The following is an 18,921-nucleotide window of genomic DNA, read 5'->3' as shown; positions in this document are numbered from 1 at the left end:
TTATGCTTTTTGATAAAAGGTTTCGAGTTTATGGTTCAGTTCCAGCAGCACCTGGTCGGTTACCTGCGGTGAATCGGCTGCATATTGCAGAAGATACACCAGCCCTTGTACAGCCGCTGCATCATAGCCGCTTTTGTAGGTAAGGCGCTGAACGAATTCGTCGTCCATGACATAGCTACGGATATTATAGCGGCCGCGCACGTAACTCAGGAAATGCGTGGTCATTTTGTGCACCAGGTCCTTGTTGTCTTTGCGCTGGAAATACATGCGGCCGATCGTTTTCACAAAATCGAGCGATGAATTGCGCAGGGGCGCTATCGGTGGTATGATGCGTTGCTTGCGTTTCGATTCGAACAGGTAGATCAACAACAACAGCAACAGGAAGAGTCCGCAACCCCAGGCCAGTGCAGGCTGTTGCATCATCCAGTTCCAGGCCTTGAAGCCCGATTTGGCGCCGCCCCCACCCTCTTTACCGTCGCCGTACGAGCTGTAGCGGAAATAGTCGTCCCAATACAGGTGCTCGACATTTTTAGGCATCCAGGACAGTACCTGGTCGTAGTAGGCCTTATTGTTTTTGTGCAACAAGAAGAAATTGGAGAAGCCGATCGGCGCCAGGTGAATATAAAAAGCGCCCCCGCTTTCGTAGGCGATCTTCACGAAATTGGCTTTCCCGTTGGCATCCTTACCCAGTACGGTGGTGATGGACGAGTCGACAAAGCTGAAGTAATTATCATAGGCCTTGCCCGGGTACGAGTAGGCTGTTTCCTGCCAGGATACCGGGTCGTAGACCTTTAGGGTCAGCGAATCGTGCCCGTTCATGAAACCTCCGTAGAGGGAAGCTTTTAGTTGCAGGCTATCGAGCAGGTGTTCATCGATAAAAGAAGAAGAGATGAATACTTTGCTGCCCTGGTTCACGAGACTCATCAGACCTTCTATCTCTTTGCTATCGGGCAATACCTGGTTGGAGATGATGAGGTAAGCCTTCGTGCTGCCACTCTCTTCGTAAGAAGACAGCAGGTCGGTGAACTTACTTTTCTGATAGGGATCGGGTGATGATTTATTGTTCTTGACGGAAGCATCCGGGAATATGCGCCGGAGGTTTTCGTGGGCATACCAGGTTCCGTAAGGTATTTTATCGTTGCGCCAGAGGGTGACACGTTCATCCAGTCGCTTTTTAGACGTACAACCTATCGCCGTTACCAACAGCAACAGGCATCCAACCACCATATGTATATATGAGCGACTCACAAACGGGCGTTTTTGTAAAACTGTTGAAAATTCTGGTGCACTTTATTGAACTGATCTTCGGTAAGCACAAACTCCCCATACCATACATACTCATACAGGTAGGTAAGAAAGCCGAACTCCTTGCCTACGCCGTAAGGCGTTACCTGACTGATGTATTCGTGGTTGGTAGCCTGGGCATTGTACCGGATCCAGCCTTTTTCGTTGAGGCCACGCAATGATTTGAGGAACATGAAACGAACGGCGGCCCGGTAGTTCCTTTCGTTGATGGCGGTTTGTATGCGATCGTCCAGGTTACCGTCTTCGATCTCGGAGGGATGTTCGCCCGAATTGACCGTTCGTTTCGTGGACGATTTCGTCATAAAGAGGTTGTTCACGACAACGATGCGGTATATTAATAATACCAATAAAACGCCCAGTATGATGTAGGTGATGGTGCGAACGGTTTCGCCGGCAAAGAAATCATAGAACTTGTCCATGAAACTCTTCTTGCGGCGCTCGCTTACCGCCTCTTTTTCCTTCGCCCAGTAGGCAGAATCGTTGGCATAGAGGAAGTCCTTGTCCAGTTTGAGCCGGTTAACGGCGCTGTCGGGCACTACCCGCAATTCGGGGGAAACAGGAGGGGCTACCACTTCTTCGGTGTCATCATTCTCCTCATCGCCCGTATAAGTAATGGTGGTGTCTGTAACAGGTGCTACGATCACCGAATCGGTCACCCTATCGTCCTGGGCTCCTGCCAACACCGGCAGACAGCAAACAGCGAGGCACAGCAACCACCTGCCCAAAGGTTTGATCAACATATTTTGAAAGGCTACGATCATTCGATGTTCTACTGCGGTTTTGTTTGAAGGGTCTTTTTCTCCAGCCGTATGGGGTAAAGTACAAAATACCACAGGATGAAGTTGAACGAGAGGGCGAGTATGGCAATGCTCAACCATTGCGGCATGGACGAATACCGGGTTACGTATCCTTCGAGAAAGGCGGCCACGATGAATATGGGCACCAGACCGATCATCAGCTTCAAGCCGTCTTTGGCTCCCTTTTTCAGGGAGTCGATGCGTTTCCTCGTTTTCGGGAACAGGATACTGTTGCCCAAAATGAAGCCCGCCCCACCTGCAATGATGATGGCCGATATTTCGAGGGTGCCATGTATCCAGATCACCAACACCGATGACCATCCCAGTCCCTTGGCAAAGAACATGTACTGGAAGGCACCGAGCATGATGCCATTTTGAAAAAGGAACCAGGCGGTACCGAGCGAGAGAAAGATGCCGGCCACAAATACCAGGAGGGATACCTGTATATTGTTGAGCGCGATGCGCATGAACATGGCGATCCTGTTCTCGTCTTTATAAACACCAAAGGGGTCGCCTTTGGCGATATTGTCTTCCGTCATTTCCACATAGCCATCGCCCAACACGCCCCGTACGAAAGTTTCATCGTGGGCGGCAGAAAAGGCGGCCATGATGGCCAGGGAGGTAAAGATCAGAAAAGCGTATAACAGTTCACGGTGGTGACGGCGAACGGTAAGCGGCAATTCGGTTTTCCAGAACCGTGCAAAACGGGAACTCTCTTCCCTTTTGTTGCGGTAAATGCCGAGGTAGATCTTGGAGGCAAGGCCATTGAGGTAGGTGGTTACCTTACTGTGCGGATAAAAGGTTTTAGCATAGCCGAGATCGTTGACCAGCTCGGTGAACTGCTGCGCCATTTCATCGGGATTGGAAGCCGACTCGTATTGGTACTGCTTCCACTTCTCTATGTTTTTCTTCAGAAATAAACCTTCTCTCACCGGGGATGTTTTATATTTTCAAACCTACACGAAAAAGTTCATTGAACAAAGACTGATAACCAATGTCATGGACCTTTTTCGGGATCGGGCTGCCACCATGTTAAAATTCTATGATCCGTTGGCGGGGAGCTGTGGAGGAAGAAACCTCATTTCCCGCATAATTAATTAATTTTAAGAGCGTTTACTGGATTGCTAAACGAATTTAGGCTACTATTGTTGTAATATGCTGCAGGTTAAGTTAGATACGGGTTTTAACATCGAGGTAGAATTCCCCATTTCGCCTTTCCACAAGCGTTTATTTGCCTGGCTGATCGATATGTTCATTTGCTGGCTTTACCTCCAGCTGATGGCGGCCATCATCGACGAATCCATGTTTGGGGTAACCTGGCAGCAGATCGCGATCCTGATCCCGGCACTGCTTTACTTTCCGTTATGCGAGATCACCATGAATGGGCAAACACTCGGGAAAATGGCCCTACGCATCAAGGTGATCACCGACGAGGGCAGCCAACCCAGTATCGGGCAGTACCTGATACGGTGGTTGTTCAGGATGATCGACTTTCCCTGGTGGCTGCTGGGCGCCGTGCTGAATGAAGTATTGCCCTGGTGGACGCTGCCGCTGATCTTCCTGGGACTGGCTGCCGTGATCTTCACCCCCAAATCACAACGTATCGGCGACCTGCTGGCCGGCACGATCCTCATCGACCTCAAGAACCGCACTTCCTGGGAAGACACCGTGTTTACGGAAGTGGAATCGACCTATAAACCCCGCTATCCCCAGGTGATGCAATTGAGCGACCGGGACATCAATACCCTCAAGAGCATTATCGAGAGTGTACGCCGCAAAAACGACTATGCGCTGGCGATGAAGATCGGCGACCGGATCAAATCGAAGCTCAAGATGGACAGCGACCAGGACTCTATCGAGTTCCTGCATACGCTGTTGAAAGATTACAATTACTACTCTACCAACTAATAGAAAAGCCTGCAGCGATCGCTGCAGGCTTTTCTAATCTTTTCTGTTCAGGGACGATCCAATTATCATCTGGAGCCTACTGCTGCACCTAATCCGGCAAAAAGTATTAAAATAAACACAAGTGCCATGATTATGATGATCAAAATACCGATCAACTTGAAATAGAGCCGAAGGCTATTGATGCCCTCGTTAAACTGAACCTGATTCATATTACTGAGACTCGCCAGCGTGTGAGTGGCAAAACGGTACAAGAAATAGTTAATGACCACGAAAATCAGGAGAAAAAGTCCGTTGATAAAAACACCTGCCCACTTGGCTCCCGCGCCCAATTGACTTGGTGCCAGGATCGACGACATTAATGAAATACCTGCGCTGATAAATCCGATTATCGCGACGATGCGTGCCCAGGTTGCTGCTGTTTGCAATAGGTTTCTTGAAGCCCCTTCAATACTTAGGTTAAATAATCCACTTTCCTGATTGGTATGATTATCCATATTGTCTTATTGATATGATTAAAAGATGTTTCCAACTAATCCCAATAAATTAACTACCAGGCCAAGCAACCCCAAAATACCATTGATCAGAAAATAGTTTTTGAGATTCTTGATTCCTTCATCGAACATGGCCTGATCCTGTATTTGAATGCTCCTCTTTACCAGGGTGGCAAAACGATATAAAAGAATCATTACAAAGGTGGCAATGCCCAGCACAACAATGACGACGGCGATTAGAATGCCACCCATATTGTCCAAGTCGGCACCGCCCATAATTGTGCTAAATGCCCTACGTATTGCAAAACCTGCGATAGTAACCCATAAGAGCATGAGCCCAATGCCCACAAAGCAGATAATTGCCAAAAACTTCGCCCAGCGTGTGGCTTCATTGAATTTGTTGCCAGAATCGTAGTCGACCTGGAGGTCTAAAAGCGGTTCATTGGAGAATTGTTGTTCCATCATGATTGGTTTGTTTGGATAATTGAGACTAAATATAATTGATTTTCAAACTTGTGGTACCTGTTCCCATACAGTTTTAATGTGGTCCCACATGTAGAACCCTACCGCCAGCAGGTTCAGGAGCATAACAGCCATTGCCAATTTGGTATTACGCAACAGCCATTTAAACGACTCATTGAACAGGTCTGACTGGCGCAGTTCAATAGCCCGGTAGCATCGGCGGGTGAAGATCATATAGACCGTAAACTCTGTCATGTTCAGCAGTATCCCCAGTGCCCCCACCCAGGGCATTACGCGAAGCAGCATATAGCGCCTCCAGTCCTGGCCAACTTCGAACTCCCTGTATTCAACAAAACGTACTACTTCAAGGTACAAATAGCCAGCGGAGCCAATTGCTGCGAGCAGAAACACCCACCGCACCAGGTTGAATGTTTTCAACATGTAACCAATGCCTTTTTGCGAGAGCGTGATCTCAAATACGTCTGTCTGGGTTGGGGTATTCATGCACGAAATGTAAGCAAAAGAGCCGGACCATACAACCGGACAAGGCCCGCCTGGCGGCTTACCGCATACCTGTGCCCGGTTTTACCCTGTATGAAAGGCCCTTTCAATAGCGCACCACGAAGTGCTGCTTTACTTTAAAGTCCTTGCGGAAGAAGACCAGTCCGATGAAAAAAAGGTCAATGGTGAGCGTTACGGCGGGGTTCTCTTTGATCTGCTCCCAGGCCTGTTCCATGCCTTCGCTCCAATGTATATCGTCAACTATAACGATGCTGTACGCTGTAAGATAGGGTTGTAATTGCTGAAAATAATGCAGGGTAGGTTCCAGCCGGTGGTTGCCATCGAGGAATGCCAGGCCAACCGTGCGCAATTCCCGTAACATGCCGGGCAGGGTTTCATCAAAATTGCCGGGCACCAATTGCACGCCCGCCAGGCCGAGTTGTTTAAAATTAGCGGTGGCCTGCGCTGCCACGGCGCTACTCCCCTCCCCCGTTACCAATTTTGCAGCCGGATTACCAAGGGCCATATAGGCCGATGAGACACCCAATGAAGTACCCAGCTCGAGCATGGTAGCTGGCTGATAATACCGTACGATGCGGTGCAGCAGTTGTCCGAGCTTTTTCGACTTGGCGGCATTTTTGGCAATGCTGGCCACGCTTCGCTGGCGGGTATTGCTGATGGCCGATCCGGCGCCAAAGTCTTCTACGGTGAGCAGGGTATTGTCGCGCAACAGGCGACTGCGCAATCCTTCTACCTGCCCGTACGCCTCATAGGTTTTCCCGTCGTTCAGTACGTTGATGATGAAGTCAAACACAAAAGGCGAATGAACGCCATGCCCTTTTCCGTTGGAGGCCGTGGTATAATAGTGAAAATATTTCTTCGCTAACTGCCAGCGTGAATACATGAAAATGATAATTGATGATAGGGATGGCGGCCGCTAACGTTTTGACCACACCTGGAAGCTATAGGGGTAGGCATGTTTGTCATCTGCCGGAAAATCGAGGTTAGACAATAGCCCCCACTGCTGTTCATCGAATGCCGGGAAGTATGTATCACCTTCGAGCGAGGTATGCACGCGGGTAAGATAAATACGTTGCGCTATCGGCAGTGCCTGTGCATAGATCTCTCCCCCGCCGATCACATTGGCTTCTTTGGCATCAGTACCGGCGGCAGCTTCGATGGCTTTCTCCAGGCTGCTCACGACGATCGCGCCCTCGGCCTTCCAATCGGGCTGCCGGGTGATGACGATGTTCGTGCGGCCGGCGAGTGGCTTGCCCAGCGATTCGAATGTTTTGCGCCCCATGATCACGGGCATGCCCCAGGTAGTGTTCTTGAAGAACTTCATATCGTTGGGCAGGCGCCAGAGCAACTGATTGTTCTTACCGATCACGTTGTTTTCTGCGGCCGCGACTACTAAAGCTATTTGCATATTGTTTTGCTTACACCGCCACCGGGGCCTTGATGGCTGGGTGCGACTGGTAATTTTCCAATGTAAAATCTTCGAAGGTAAAGGCGAACAGATCCTTTACGGCGGGATTGAGTTTCATCACCGGCAATGCATGCGGCGTGCGGGTTAATTGCAATTTGGCCTGCTCCACGTGATTGCTGTACAGGTGTACATCACCGAAGGTGTGCACAAAATCGCCGGGTTCGAGGTCGCAAACCTGCGCCATCATCATCGTTAGCAAGGCATAGGAAGCGATGTTGAAAGGGACCCCCAGGAATACATCGGCCGAACGCTGGTAGAGCTGGCAGGAAAGTTTGCCTTTTCCGCCGTTTTCGCCGGGTGTTACATAGAACTGAAACAGTGCGTGGCAGGGCATCAGCGCCATATCGGGCAGCTGGGCCACATTCCAGGCACTCACGATGATACGGCGGCTATCGGGATTGTTCCTGATCTGTTTCAGCGCATCGGCAATCTGGTCAACGACCTTTCCATCGGCCCCTTCCCAGCTACGCCATTGCTTGCCGTACACTGGTCCCAGGTTGCCGTTCCCGTCGGCCCATTCATTCCAGATACTTACGCCGTGGTCTTTGAGGTATTGTATGTTCGTATCGCCCTGTAAGAACCAGAGCAATTCATAGATGATACTTTTGAGGTGGAGTTTTTTGGTGGTGACCAGTGGAAAGCCTTCCTGCAGATCGAAGCGCATCTGGTAACCAAAACAGCTGGTGGTGCCGGTTCCGGTACGGTCGGTTTTAGTAACCCCTTTATCGAATATATGCTGTAACAGATCGAGGTATTGTTGCATGGGGTGCAAGGTACGAAAAACGGAGCGGAGCCATCAAAGACGCCGGCCTGCGGGGGATAACATGTGAACTGTTTACTGGCCGCTCAACTTGTTGTGAGCAAGTATTTTACGGATTTTGCCTATTCCGCATTGAGCTTCTTCCACATTTCATCAATGGGGTCGCCTTTGGAGCTGAGGCCGGAGTGATCCCATTGGTGGTCTTTCACTTTTCCGTTGAAGGTGAGGGAAGCGCCTACGCGGCTGTTGTCGCGGCTGAAGAATTCGATATTTTCCGTGTATTTGCCGTTTTTGAAGGTATAGTTGCCACCACCGGTACCGAAGAACTCTTTGGTATCCACATTGATCGCTACCCACTGAAACCTCGTGGCAGAAAGTATCTTGAGGGTGCGGCGCGGAGCGAGCGGCATCGCGACGGGTTGAGCCCCTGTTTTGCGCCCGGCAATCCGCCATACGCCGGCGAGTTCGCCGATGCCTTTATCGAGTTGTTTGAATGTTTTTTCTCCGTTGTCGACCGTGGCTACGAGCTGCTCATTTTTGTCGGTCCAGGGTATGCTGACCGTTTGGCCCACTTGTTCCTTTTGTTGTGTATTGAATTGTACCGTCACTTCGATCTTATCGTCCTTTACGGTATACGGTCCGCCCCAGGTATACTGAAATTGTTTACCGGCCTTGTCGAAGACCGCATGCACAAAATAACCATCTACAAAGGTGAGCGTTTCCTGCCGGCTGTTTTCCTGCCAGGCCCAGGCGCCGGTAAGCGACAAGGTAGAAACGGGTGGCTGAAAGGCGGTGACCACAATGAGGAGTAGTAGCGTAAGAATGAAATTGTTGGCTGGGGCATACTTTCTCATACGGGGCAATTTCTCGTAAGTTAACGAAACTATAACGATTTGCCACGCAGCGCCGTGCACGGCTAATTGTTAAAGTTATGCCAACGACCTGGTGCCCGTACATGAATCAGCCCTGCACTGGCAGCAGGGTGCCGGTGCAGGGCTGATGAACGAAATAGTTATAAGGAAGTCTGCAGCTGATGATTTGCTGCATGTACAGGTTCATGCTCTTCGTGGTCGTGCTCCGTATTGATGACCGTATCTTCTATGAGGTGCGGATCGATGGAACGGGTGAGCTCGCCATAGATGCGCATCAATAACTGGCTGCTCGTTTCGAGCCTGGATTCCAGTGCATTTGCCTTTTGTTGCTCCTGGGCCAGGTTATCGCGCAGGGTAAACATGGCAGCCTGCTGTCCATCGATCTCGGCCTGCAGGGATACCTGGCTTTCCTGCAAGGTGCGTACACTGTTTTCCAATTCACTGATCTGGGTAGCACTGGCCTGGATCGTTTCCTGTTTTTGCTGCCCTTCGGTGCGGCTTTGTTCGAGGGCCGATTGCCACTCGCCGGATTGTTGCCGCTGTGCCTCCAGCTCCCGGTTCAATTGCTGGATTTGCCCCTCGAAGGTTTTGGCGGCCACCTGAAGGTCTTTTAGTTGAACGGCCGATTCGGCGGACTGGTGCTCCAGCAGGTGGTAGTTCTTAATACGTTGTTCCAGTTGCTGTTGCAGGTACTCTATCTGTTTGCGTTTCTCTTCCAGCATATCGGGCAGGTATTCCTGTTCGGCCAGCTTATCCTTCAGGGCTTTGCGCTCGGCATCGGCTTGTTGTAACAGGTGTTGCAGGGCCTGCAGGCGTTCGTCCGGATGCTGGTCGTTGCCGGCCGTATTGGCGGCCACCAGCAGGCGCTGGAGGCGGTCATTTTCCTCCTGGAATTGTTGCAGCTCCTGCTGCAGCAGCAGGATGGTTTCGGCATGATTGCCTGCGGCCATATCGCCGGCAGCTACATTGTTCTCGACCGCCGTTTCCTGCAGCTTGTGTATCTTTTCCTGGTAGCTTTTGATGTCTTTTTGTAGTTGGGCTACAAGGGTTCTATCTTCCTCTTTATCTGTTTGATAGGCTTTATTGCGCAGGTCTGCATAGCGGCCTTCCAGTTCGCGGAAATCCTGTTCCAGGATCGCATAGTTCTCCCGGTAACGTCTCACCTCCTGCTCGTATTTTTTCAACAGGGGTGTGTTATCAGGATTGGCACTGGCCAGCCAATCGGGCATGGCATCGGGTTGTTCATTAACCGTAGAATGTATCATCACGGCAGCAGCAGGATTTTGCAGGAGGTTTTCGGACCATGCCTGGTCATCCTGGAAGGCAAGCTCCAGGCTTCCTTGCTTTTTCTTGCGGCGATAATGAAAGAAGATCGTGAGACCTACGGCGATTACGGTAGCAGGCACAGCTATCCACAGAACGATCTGAATAAACTGTCTGAACTCGTACAGGGATACAAGCAACATTGACGGCATCATGAAAAATTTTAGGTATAATTTTTCTCATTCAACAACTTAGGCACATTATGAAAGAATAGGACTGCGGAATATTTCCAGCGGTGAGGGGGTATCGGGGAGGTAGATTAGGTGTTGCAAGAATAATACCAAAAAAGTCAATATGTTATGGATCCGGTAGCCCGCTGCTGTGCCGGACAAGTCATCTTTTTTTTATTCACACCTTGTCTTAATGCTAATATATTTAGTATTTTTGACCGATCAAAACCTCCCCTTGTTGCTGCCAAAGCTTCTTGTTCAACGGATCAACTGAATAGGCATCTAATGCATAATACGCTTACTGGTACTTATTTCCATCGTTACTAACGGTAATCACTACAATGGATCACAAAAAAGTGATCGATTCGTGCCGAAAACAAACGCATATTGTAACTATTAAACAACAATCTGTACTATATGCTAATTAATTTATCACTTGTTTTTTTCTTTGAGGTATGACTAAGGATGAACGATACCTGGGCGTAAAGCAGTTGATTGAATCAGGACACATCACTGAATTCAAGCAGATATTTACTTATCTCCCTAAGACGGTATTGGCGGGAGATCTCGGCACCAACAACAACCGCATGACCCGACTGATCAACAATGTACATGAGTTCACCCTGGAAGAGCTCGACAGGATCAGCCAGCTGATCGATGTTTCGTATGACGCCATGAATGTACTGGTGAACAACCAATACAAGAAGAGCAAACAGTTCAGGAAGAAACAGTAACGGGGTAGTCAACGCGCCCGGGCTACTGTGTTTTACCTTCGTTGATGTATTTACGATTGTGCCGCCCATCCGGCTTTGCGGGCTTCTCAACGGGACAGGCGTGCCACTTATTCTTGATCAATTACTGGAGCCTGTTAATGGCTTCATCATCCTTGACCTGCACAACCTCTGGTGCCAGATACACAATTTTGAGATCCCTTATGAGGAGATCGTTGCCCTGTACCCGTTGCACTGTGTGCGGGATATCCAAATTTCGGGCGGTAGTTGGGAACAGTCGGACGTGACACCCGACCGTATCATCTGGCGCGATACACACGACGATGCGGTGCCGCAGGAAGTTTTCCGGTTGCTGGCCTTAACGATGGGGCGTTGCGCAGGAACTACAAACATTTTTACCAGCTCATCCCCTGCAGCCCGGCGCACCGGTGGAAGACGAAATATTGTACCGGCAGCAAAGGGAACATTCATCCATCCTTGAAAACTCCAACGCCAGGAAGAAGCCCTCCGCCTTTTGTCGGCCTCGTCCCTGACGCATTCGGATTGGCATACAGAGACCTGGGATCCGGCCATGCTAGAGACAGCGATGCGGATCGCCCGGAAATGGAAAGATGGTTTTGTGGATTAGACAGTTGTAGGGTAAAACGACCAGCCATTGGAGGTACTGCGTAGAAAGAAGTTCAAGTCTATTGAGTGAAGCACAGGTTGTGAACCAATTATTAATTAATATTGCGGCTCAATCCCTGGCATCCATGATCAATGGTCAAAAAGTCGTCGTCGTTTTACCTGCTTACAATGCTGCACTCACCCTTGAGAAGACCTATAAAGAGATCGACCGCAACATCGTCGATGAGGTGATCCTGGTAGACGATGCCAGCCCGGATGATACTGTAAAAGTGGCTCAACAGATCGGGATCAATCATATCATCCGGCACGAAAAGAACAAAGGTTATGGGGGTAACCAGAAATCCTGTTACAGAAAAGCGCTGGAGATTGGCGGCGATATCATCGTAATGCTTCACCCCGACTACCAATACACGCCCGCCCTTATTGGGCCGATGGCGACGCTTATTGCCAACGATGTTTATCCTGTTGTTCTTGGTTCGCGCATTCTTGGTAAGGGTGCCCTGAAAGGGGGTATGCCCTTGTACAAGTATATTTTCAACCGCTTTCTCACCGCTGCTCAGAACCTGTTGATGTGGCAAAAACTGTCGGAATACCATACAGGTTACCGCGCTTACCACAAAAAAGTGCTACTGGCCATTCCATTTGAACAGAACTCAGACGATTTCATCTTCGACAATGAGCTACTGGCCCAGATCTTTTACAAGGGATTTGAAATTGCAGAGATCACCTGCCCTACTAAATATTTCGACGAGGCTTCGTCGATCAATTTCAGCCGCAGCGTTAAATACGGATCCGGCGTTTTGCGGGTGAGCTTCCAATACTTTCTTCAAAAAGCAGGCATTGGCCGCGCCAGGATCTTCAAAGGCTTATAGGCTTAGGAATGGGCTAGGCAGACGCTCTATTTTCCCACTGTCTGATCTTTTGCGACAACTGTATCATCCATCCCGTGCTACCCATATACAATAGCATCAGCGGAAATATCTTGAACAGCCCACGCTTGGTGCTGTTCGATACATCGAGTAGTGGCAACAGATACCCCAATACCGGCATACCGAGATAAATGATAATCACTGCCAGCAACCAGTTGCGCGACTCGTGGTTGAGCCTTACGTTGTAAAACAGGTCAATTAACAACACCAGGAAGAAGAAAAAGAAGCTATAGGCATAGAGGTCTATTCCAAACTTACTAAAGATCAGCTCTCCGTTTACGGCTTTGATCCTTTGCCATAAGGGCATCAGGTTGAGGAGGTCACTGTTCAGCAATCCGCCCACATCGTATTTGGCCGGCAGGTAATAGTTGTTGTAAATGGTTATAGAAACTAGGTAAAACAATAATGCAGGCGTTCCCCAACGGAAAGCTACGCCTATCCAATCTTTCCATCCGTGGCGGTTTTTGACCAGGTACACCAGTAATGGGGCCGCCATGAACAACACAAGAATAAGTGTTTCCGAACGGATATACGTTGCGAAGCCCATTAGCAAGCCCGCAAAGGATAGGTAATTGACCCGCCCCTGTTTGAAATACTCTATCAGAAAATAGACGCCCAGGAAAAAGTAAACGGCATTGCTGTAATCAAATAATGCCATGAAGGTGTAGGCATACATTTCGGGAACGGCCAAACCAACCAACGTCAGCAGGCCCGCCAGTAAGGGATGCACACGTTGACACAATGCCTGGTACAGGAACACGAGGAAAGCGATGAATACGGTACTCAACCATACTTGCGCAAAGGGAAAGCCGGCATATTTATAAATGATCTGCAGGCTGGTTACAAAGGGAGGCTTGTATTGGTTATTGGTCGTTTCGAGGTTGACGGTAAAGACCGAATTGATCATCGTCTTTTCCTGCACTGCGTACGTAGCAATCACTTCTGCACCGGAAGTCAGGTCGCGCGGTGAAGGCGGATAGTAATAACAGCGCCAAACACTCGCCACGACGATGATCACGAATACGATCAAATAAGGCAGCTCATATATCCCGATACGCAGATCAACTTCACCCCTCAGGCGCTTTATTTCTTCAAGGGTTCGCCGGTAACGGATGTTCAATAATAAACATGCTGCACCCAATGCCACGAATACATTAAGCCCGGTAATCGGAATAAAAGCCAGCTGCAAAAGGAAAGGAATGCAGGAATAGATCATCACTCCGCAAAGTATGGCGAGTGAGGCGTGCATGGCCGGCTTTAACCGGATATTGAAAAAGCCCATGAGGCCCATGCCCATCAACGCCTGCAGGAGGGTAAATAACAGTATCACCAGTAAGCCCATCATAAGTTTACCCCCCATTTTTTGAATACCAGGATAGAGTCGCGTATTTGCTCCTTGCTGACAACGCTATCCACCACGATCTTTCCATTGCGAACGGACACCATCCATCCGGCGTTTGCCGCGTGCGGGCTATTGGGCCAAATGGTTTTGAGCCCTGTGTAATAATAAAAAACGGCGGGTTCGGGTACATGGTAGGTAATGCCTCTTTTGGCAAAATAGGTGGTAGCCGGCATCAATACCAGTACCTGGCTGGCGATGCCTCTATTTTCCAACTCGGCAGCTATTTGGCGGGAATAAGTATAACTGGTGCCTAACCGTTTTTTCCTGCGTGTTTCGAGTGACGGCTGTTTGCTTTGCTGTGGTATTTCATTCAGGTAACCCAGCACTTTGCCGGCCCACTGGTAGTTGGGGGGCAAGGCAAAAAAAGCCGCTATCAGCAACAGGCTGATCAAGGTGAGCAAAAAGCGTCTGTTCTTCATCATCAGGACGCAAAAGAACAGCTAATCACTAAGAAAAACAAGGGGAAACCAACTGGCTATCGGAAGACGGTGACTGCCGGAATGATAACAACTAATGGCAGACAACCGATTGGCATACGCACGCCCGGACGGCCAGCACGCCGCTTACCGCAGCTGATTTACTTTATCCCGGAGGGTATTAAAAAAGCGGTTCCTTTCTTTTTCTCCCGACCTGCTCACCAGCGAGGAGCGGCCCAGCAGTGTATTGAAGGTATCAAATGCTTTGGTCGCAAAACGTTCATCCTGCGTGATCAAATAACTGAATACACTGTACGTGACCATCGACAGCCTTTTGTTATCCAGGTTGAGCAGGATGGTATTGTTGCCCAGGATCAGTTCGTTGACATAGAACTGAATGCTGCCTTTGTGCCCGACCTCTGTTGCGGCGGGCATGAACTTCGCTCCTTTTACGGCCTGGGCCTGCAAATGGTCGAGCATCTGCACGAAGGAGTCTACCACGGCCAGCAGGTCTTTCTGCGACCGGAAGATACCCGCCTCCCTATAATAAGCTATCTGGTTGATGGTACTGTGGATACTCTCAAGATTCCACAGCTCCACGGTGTTCATTACACTATGTTCTTCGAGTATTTGCTGGCCGATCGCGAAGCATTCGTGAAACCCATGCTCTTCGAGCGAAAAGGTGGTGGTGGACAATCCCGGTTCGTTGTTGATCGTCTTCATCCAGAAAAAGGTCTTGAAGGCTGCGATACCGGGAAACAGGTAGAAATACCAGAAAGGGGCATCCTTACAGAGGTAAAAGATCTCCCGTTGTTTAAAGGAATTGAAATATTTGAACTGCTCCAGCATGCCCCGCATATGGGTAGCAAACGGTATGGATGGGTTCAATATGCCAGGCGCCTGGAAGAGCACCGATTCATTGTTGAGCGACAGCAACTGATCGAGCGAGAGGCGGTAGTGCTCGCAAATGACCTTCAACTCGGTGAGCGTAACCGGCTTTTCTCCACGAATACGGCGATACACGCTATCGCTGCTCAGATCCAACAGCTGACATAGTTCATCTACCAGGGAAAGGTGGGGCGGCAGGGTTTCTTTGAGGTGCCGGAATAGCTGTTGCTGCAGTTGTGTCGTTTCCATCGCGCAAGGAAATTACTGAAAATCCGTAAACGACGGGTTTTGTTTACGGGTTTTCGCTTGTGACTGGGTGAATGCCTGCCGTTTTACGGCTTTTTGCCAGTGGCAGACCTGGATAACCCGGCTGGTGGCAGGGATTGCAACAAACGCTGTATGGTCAGTTCATATCCGTTGGGACGGCTGTTTCCGGGCCGGTATGTTTGTATCCTACACCCTAATCACTGTAACATGAACCGCCTATTCGTTTTCACGTTGATATTGTTGACTGCTTTCGCCCCTTCCGGTTATGCCCGGCAAGACAGTGTTCAAAACCTCTATTTTGTCAAAGACGGAGACGACGCGCGTTTTGGAGAACATGACTATCAGCCGGGCAAAGGCGCCTTCTACCTCTACCGCCATTGCATTTATGACCTGGTGCTGATGAATAAGAAAGCGATCTCGATCATGGTAACGGATATCCGCCAGGACTCGATCTATTATATCCTGGCTTTTAGGAGGCAGGCAAAACCTTATGACGGGCCTGCGCCAGACACTTTTAGCCTGCATCCCTCCCAGCTAAAACGGTTAAAACTGATCGGCGACCGCATGATGGGCCTGTACGAAAACCGTTCGTTCAGCAACTACCGTTATGTATTTGTAAAGAGCGATGAACCCAAAGCGTTTACCATCACCTATACCACCTCCTATTCCGCCGACAGCAGTTATTCGGAGGATTTTGCCATGGTGCCCTACCTCACGGCCCAGGGCATCAACTGGCTGTATGAACAAAGAGGCAAGACCTATTATTATGAGGGCATTGCACCTACGATTGAAAAGGACAGCCTGGGGAAGGATTCCCTGGAAGCGTTGAAGCCGGGTAAAGAAAGGAACTGGGCCTGGTATACCCCTTCCGGAGCCGGCAAGATCAATGGCCTCAGCCTTGGCCTGCAAACGACCATCGACGAAAAGCCGATCACGATCAACGGCCTCAACCTAAACGCCGACGCCCTCTCGGCTTTCGTTGCCATGTTCGGGCTTTTCCACATCCTCACCAACCTTGAACCCATCAACATGCCGGATACCGTCGACAAGAAGAACATGAACAAATTCCTAAACGGTGTAAGTATCAGCGCAGGCGGATTAATGGGCGAGATGCGGGTAAGAGGCTTCAGCATCAACGGGGGTATGAGCGGCGTAACAGAGATGAGCGGCTTGCACATTACCGGCACGCAGAACAGGACCGATGAATTTAAAGGCGTCGTCATTACAGGCATTACCAACCGGGCCGTGAAAGGCAGGGGCCTCCAGATCGGCCTGGTCAATTCCTGTAAACACCTCCGCGGCGTACAGCTGGGTTTGTGGAACATAAATGGTAAGCGAAGCCTCCCTTTATTTAACTGGCAGTTCAGGGGCTGAAAGCATCCAATAACCGGGTGCGCTGCCCGGGAAATTGACTGCCATCAATGCAACACAAATTACCTTAATAAGTCTCGCCGTTCCTGCATTTTAGGCCCCTTCGGGGGCCTTGGTGCTACAATAAAAGGTTATAGGAGCACGTTTGATTTTTTAATCAGTACAAGCGCCTGATTTTAACTAAATTGTGTGGCCCAAACCCTTTCTTGCATGAAGCAAACTCTCCCAATGGCCGGAAGTTCTGATCGTACTCCGGCTCACTTTGCACGCACATGGCGTGCCATCGGTTATAGCGTATTGACCTTCATTTCCGTTTGTTGCTATGAAGTGGCTGCTGCACAGGCGGTTCATCCCGAAGACCTCAACGAGGCCGAAAGCCTGGCGAGGGTGCACAAGGACGAACAAGCCTTTTGCCGTTCTTCGTATCACTTCTTCACTTTTGGCAAGGGCACCAATGCCCTCAACGATAAGGTGGTGGTGGTGCAGGAAGAAGCGGAAATGGAATTCCTCGGACTTAAGAAGTATGGTGGCCTCACCTATGCGGAGTTCTACAACAAGTTTATCCGCCTCAAGCAATTCAAAAAATCGGTGAAGGTCGGCAGCAAGTGGGTATTGTCCGACAGGTCGGGCATCGACCGCTCGGTGACCGACGAGAATATCTTCTTTGATGATAGCCGGGTACAGTATTTCCCCATCCGCTTCAACAACCAGGGCAATGTGGCCAGGGTAACGGTGAAGAAAGAATATACAGACGCCAAATACCTTACCCGCATCTTCTTTCACTCCTTCTATCCTATCAAGGAACAGGTGATCGAGTTCAAGGTACCCGAATGGCTGTCGATCGATTTCAAGACCTTCAATTTCGAGGGCGCCAAAATCGAGAAGAAGCAGACACAAAAGGGTGGTTATACCAACTATGTTTTCATCATGAAGGACCTGCCGGCCCGGACTTCCGAGTTCAAACAGATCGGCAAGGCCTATACCGACCCGCATATTGTGATCCAGGTGAAGTCGTTCGAAGCCAAGGGTGAAGTATTGCAGGGTTTCGATAAAGTGAATGACGTGTACAACTGGAACAACCGCCTGTACAAGATGGCCAACAACGACCCCGAAAAATTGAAAGCTACGCTGACGAAGATCACGGCAGGCGCCACCAACGACCAGGATAAGATCAAAGCCATTTACTACTATGTGCAGGACAAGGTCCGGTACATCGCTTACGAAGATGGCTATTCAGGTTATATCCCCACATCGGCCCAGGAAGTACTGGCCAACAAATACGGCGATTGTAAAGGAATGGCCAACCTGCTCACCGAGTTCCTCAAACTGGCGGGCTACGATGCGCATTTTACCTGGATCGGTACAAGGCAACTCCCCTATCCCCAATCGACTCCGGCGCTTTGCGTCAACAACCACGCCATTACGACCCTTTATTTCAAGGGCAAGGAATACTTCCTCGATGCCACGGAAAAGTATGTACCATTTGGTGAGAACGCTTACCGCATTCAGGGTAAAGAGGCCATGATCGCCAATGGCGATAAGTTTGACATCAAGAAAGTACCCCTCACCACCGGCGATGAGCACAAGGTTTTCACGAAAGCCAGCTTCAACCTGAACAACGAGCAATTGAAAGGTAATATCCAGGTCACCTTAACCGGTAATGAGCGCAAGGATTTTCACCAGGAGTACCAGGAACTGCCCAACACCAGCCGGGAGAAGTTCCTCAACGGATTCCTGGAGTTCAACAACGATAACGTCGAGGCATCTGATGTAAAAACCAGTGACCTCAACAACCGTGATATCCCCATTACCATTTCAGGCAATATCGACCTGTCGAACTATGTACAAAGCATAGCGGGCAACAAGTATATCAACCTCGACTTTTTCCCGAAGACGCTGGAAAGGTATATGCCCGATGAGAAACGCAAAAGCGGCTACGACTTCGATTATGTGCTGAGCTACGAAGACGAGTTTTCGCTGACGATCCCGGCCGGCAACAAATTCGCCGATGTACCCGAGAAGCTGGAGCTAAAGCAGGAAGGTTATGAGTTCAGGGGTGAATATACCATTACCGGTAACAAGATCACCCTGAAGAAGTACCTCGTGATCAAAAACAGTATGATCGACAAAAAGGACTTCACCAACTGGAAAAATTTCCTCGAGTCGATCAAATCCTTCAGCAGCTATTTCTTCAGCATCACCACTAAATAAA

Annotated in this window: 20 protein-coding genes; 6 read left to right on the top strand and 14 right to left on the bottom strand. The window is 49.6% G+C overall.

All coding sequences use genetic code 11. The annotated features are described in order from the left end of the window. Genes P2H89_RS17125 through P2H89_RS17115 form a run of 3 tightly spaced genes read right to left on the bottom strand, consistent with a single transcriptional unit; the run spans position 1 to position 3,034 of the window. Positions 1–1,248 (bottom strand): hypothetical protein, encoded by a 1,248-nt coding sequence (locus P2H89_RS17125; protein ID WP_275829042.1) that lies wholly within the window; start codon positions 1,246–1,248, stop codon positions 1–3. Continuing rightward, a complete protein-coding gene (locus P2H89_RS17120) occupies positions 1,245–2,066 on the bottom strand; it encodes a hypothetical protein (RefSeq protein WP_275829040.1) in 822 nt (273 codons plus the stop codon). Before P2H89_RS17120 ends, P2H89_RS17125 begins: the two co-directional genes overlap by 4 nt. Before the next feature lie 8 nt (positions 2,067–2,074). After that, positions 2,075–3,034, bottom strand: a complete 960-nt coding sequence (locus tag P2H89_RS17115) for a stage II sporulation protein M (RefSeq protein ID WP_275829038.1) — start codon at positions 3,032–3,034, stop codon at positions 2,075–2,077. A gap of 223 nt (positions 3,035–3,257) precedes the next feature. On the opposite strand from P2H89_RS17115, the gene P2H89_RS17110 reads away from it, so the two are divergent. Next, complete coding sequence (locus tag P2H89_RS17110; RefSeq protein WP_275829036.1) at positions 3,258–4,010, top strand: RDD family protein; 753 nt, start codon at positions 3,258–3,260, stop codon at positions 4,008–4,010. A 65-nt stretch (positions 4,011–4,075) separates the two neighbouring features. Here the strand turns inward: P2H89_RS17110 and P2H89_RS17105 are convergent, their stop codons facing one another. From P2H89_RS17105 to P2H89_RS17070, 8 genes are all read right to left on the bottom strand, one after another. After that, positions 4,076–4,504 carry a hypothetical protein gene (locus P2H89_RS17105; protein ID WP_275829034.1) on the bottom strand — a complete coding sequence of 143 codons (429 nt, stop codon included), beginning with the start codon at positions 4,502–4,504 and terminating at the stop codon, positions 4,076–4,078. A gap of 18 nt (positions 4,505–4,522) precedes the next feature. Beyond that, entirely contained in the window at positions 4,523–4,966 is a 444-nt protein-coding gene (locus P2H89_RS17100; RefSeq protein ID WP_275829032.1) for a hypothetical protein, read from the bottom strand. 42 nt (positions 4,967–5,008) lie between these two features. Beyond that, positions 5,009–5,467 (bottom strand): hypothetical protein, encoded by a 459-nt coding sequence (locus P2H89_RS17095; protein ID WP_275829030.1) that lies wholly within the window; start codon positions 5,465–5,467, stop codon positions 5,009–5,011. 103 nt (positions 5,468–5,570) lie between these two features. Beyond that, positions 5,571–6,368 carry a class I SAM-dependent methyltransferase gene (locus P2H89_RS17090; protein WP_275829028.1) on the bottom strand — a complete coding sequence of 266 codons (798 nt, stop codon included), beginning with the start codon at positions 6,366–6,368 and terminating at the stop codon, positions 5,571–5,573. A gap of 33 nt (positions 6,369–6,401) precedes the next feature. Next, positions 6,402–6,893, bottom strand: coding sequence for a dihydrofolate reductase (locus P2H89_RS17085; protein ID WP_275829026.1), 492 nt, complete (start codon positions 6,891–6,893; stop codon positions 6,402–6,404). Between the two features lie 10 nt (positions 6,894–6,903). Next, positions 6,904–7,716 (bottom strand): thymidylate synthase, encoded by an 813-nt coding sequence (locus P2H89_RS17080; RefSeq protein ID WP_275829024.1) that lies wholly within the window; start codon positions 7,714–7,716, stop codon positions 6,904–6,906. A gap of 119 nt (positions 7,717–7,835) precedes the next feature. After that, positions 7,836–8,567 carry a hypothetical protein gene (locus P2H89_RS17075; protein ID WP_275829022.1) on the bottom strand — a complete coding sequence of 244 codons (732 nt, stop codon included), beginning with the start codon at positions 8,565–8,567 and terminating at the stop codon, positions 7,836–7,838. Between the two features lie 158 nt (positions 8,568–8,725). Continuing rightward, on the bottom strand, positions 8,726–10,063 hold the full coding sequence (locus P2H89_RS17070; RefSeq protein WP_275829020.1) for a hypothetical protein: 1,338 nt from the start codon (positions 10,061–10,063) through the stop codon (positions 8,726–8,728). Between the two features lie 470 nt (positions 10,064–10,533). Here P2H89_RS17070 and P2H89_RS17065 point away from each other — a divergent pair, with 470 nt between their 5' ends. From P2H89_RS17065 to P2H89_RS17055, 3 genes are all read left to right on the top strand, one after another. Then, entirely contained in the window at positions 10,534–10,812 is a 279-nt protein-coding gene (locus P2H89_RS17065) for a hypothetical protein (RefSeq protein ID WP_275829019.1), read from the top strand. Between the two features lie 100 nt (positions 10,813–10,912). Beyond that, on the top strand, positions 10,913–11,290 hold the full coding sequence (locus P2H89_RS17060; RefSeq protein WP_275829017.1) for a DUF692 family multinuclear iron-containing protein: 378 nt from the start codon (positions 10,913–10,915) through the stop codon (positions 11,288–11,290). A 226-nt stretch (positions 11,291–11,516) separates the two neighbouring features. Further along, entirely contained in the window at positions 11,517–12,308 is a 792-nt protein-coding gene (locus tag P2H89_RS17055; protein ID WP_275829015.1) for a glycosyltransferase family 2 protein, read from the top strand. A 13-nt stretch (positions 12,309–12,321) separates the two neighbouring features. Here the strand turns inward: P2H89_RS17055 and P2H89_RS17050 are convergent, their stop codons facing one another. The 3 genes from P2H89_RS17050 to P2H89_RS17040 form a co-directional block, all read right to left on the bottom strand. Next, a complete protein-coding gene (locus P2H89_RS17050; protein WP_275829013.1) occupies positions 12,322–13,710 on the bottom strand; it encodes a hypothetical protein in 1,389 nt (462 codons plus the stop codon). Continuing rightward, positions 13,707–14,189: a hypothetical protein gene (locus tag P2H89_RS17045; protein ID WP_275829011.1), complete on the bottom strand. Its 483-nt coding sequence runs from the start codon at positions 14,187–14,189 to the stop codon at positions 13,707–13,709. Before P2H89_RS17045 ends, P2H89_RS17050 begins: the two co-directional genes overlap by 4 nt. A 141-nt stretch (positions 14,190–14,330) precedes the next feature. Continuing rightward, the gene (locus tag P2H89_RS17040; RefSeq protein WP_275829009.1) at positions 14,331–15,320 is read right to left on the bottom strand and encodes a helix-turn-helix domain-containing protein; all 990 of its coding nucleotides are present in this window, start codon (positions 15,318–15,320) and stop codon (positions 14,331–14,333) included. A gap of 225 nt (positions 15,321–15,545) precedes the next feature. Between P2H89_RS17040 and P2H89_RS17035 the strand changes: the two genes are divergently transcribed. Together P2H89_RS17035 and P2H89_RS17030 are read left to right on the top strand one after the other, a co-directional pair. Next, on the top strand, positions 15,546–16,712 hold the full coding sequence (locus tag P2H89_RS17035) for a hypothetical protein (protein ID WP_275829007.1): 1,167 nt from the start codon (positions 15,546–15,548) through the stop codon (positions 16,710–16,712). Between the two features lie 207 nt (positions 16,713–16,919). Further along, the gene (locus P2H89_RS17030; protein ID WP_275829005.1) at positions 16,920–18,920 is read left to right on the top strand and encodes a transglutaminase domain-containing protein; all 2,001 of its coding nucleotides are present in this window, start codon (positions 16,920–16,922) and stop codon (positions 18,918–18,920) included. The last annotated feature ends 1 nt before the right edge of the window (position 18,921 follow it).

This window comes from Paraflavitalea sp. CAU 1676 (assembly GCF_029223285.1).
Classification (GTDB): Bacteria; Bacteroidota; Bacteroidia; order Chitinophagales; family Chitinophagaceae; genus Paraflavitalea.
This window is presented reverse-complemented; position numbering and strand designations above follow the sequence as displayed.

Bases quoted from the DNA above. Each gene is read 5' to 3' on its own strand.
- P2H89_RS17105 (WP_275829034.1), bottom strand. From the start codon at position 4,504: ATGGATAATCATACCAATCAGGAAAGTGGATTATTTAACCTAAGTATT.
- P2H89_RS17120 (WP_275829040.1), bottom strand. From the start codon at position 2,066: ATGATCGTAGCCTTTCAAAATATGTTGATCAAACCTTTGGGCAGGTGG.
- P2H89_RS17110 (WP_275829036.1), top strand. From the start codon at position 3,258: ATGCTGCAGGTTAAGTTAGATACGGGTTTTAACATCGAGGTAGAATTC.
- P2H89_RS17030 (WP_275829005.1), top strand. From the start codon at position 16,920: ATGAAGCAAACTCTCCCAATGGCCGGAAGTTCTGATCGTACTCCGGCT.
- P2H89_RS17050 (WP_275829013.1), bottom strand. From the start codon at position 13,710: ATGATGGGCTTACTGGTGATACTGTTATTTACCCTCCTGCAGGCGTTG.
- P2H89_RS17090 (WP_275829028.1), bottom strand. From the start codon at position 6,368: ATGTATTCACGCTGGCAGTTAGCGAAGAAATATTTTCACTATTATACC.
- P2H89_RS17065 (WP_275829019.1), top strand. From the start codon at position 10,534: ATGACTAAGGATGAACGATACCTGGGCGTAAAGCAGTTGATTGAATCA.
- P2H89_RS17035 (WP_275829007.1), top strand. From the start codon at position 15,546: ATGAACCGCCTATTCGTTTTCACGTTGATATTGTTGACTGCTTTCGCC.
- P2H89_RS17045 (WP_275829011.1), bottom strand. From the start codon at position 14,189: ATGATGAAGAACAGACGCTTTTTGCTCACCTTGATCAGCCTGTTGCTG.
- P2H89_RS17040 (WP_275829009.1), bottom strand. From the start codon at position 15,320: ATGGAAACGACACAACTGCAGCAACAGCTATTCCGGCACCTCAAAGAA.
- P2H89_RS17085 (WP_275829026.1), bottom strand. From the start codon at position 6,893: ATGCAAATAGCTTTAGTAGTCGCGGCCGCAGAAAACAACGTGATCGGT.
- P2H89_RS17070 (WP_275829020.1), bottom strand. From the start codon at position 10,063: ATGATGCCGTCAATGTTGCTTGTATCCCTGTACGAGTTCAGACAGTTT.
- P2H89_RS17100 (WP_275829032.1), bottom strand. From the start codon at position 4,966: ATGATGGAACAACAATTCTCCAATGAACCGCTTTTAGACCTCCAGGTC.
- P2H89_RS17080 (WP_275829024.1), bottom strand. From the start codon at position 7,716: ATGCAACAATACCTCGATCTGTTACAGCATATATTCGATAAAGGGGTT.
- P2H89_RS17075 (WP_275829022.1), bottom strand. From the start codon at position 8,567: ATGAGAAAGTATGCCCCAGCCAACAATTTCATTCTTACGCTACTACTC.
- P2H89_RS17095 (WP_275829030.1), bottom strand. From the start codon at position 5,467: ATGAATACCCCAACCCAGACAGACGTATTTGAGATCACGCTCTCGCAA.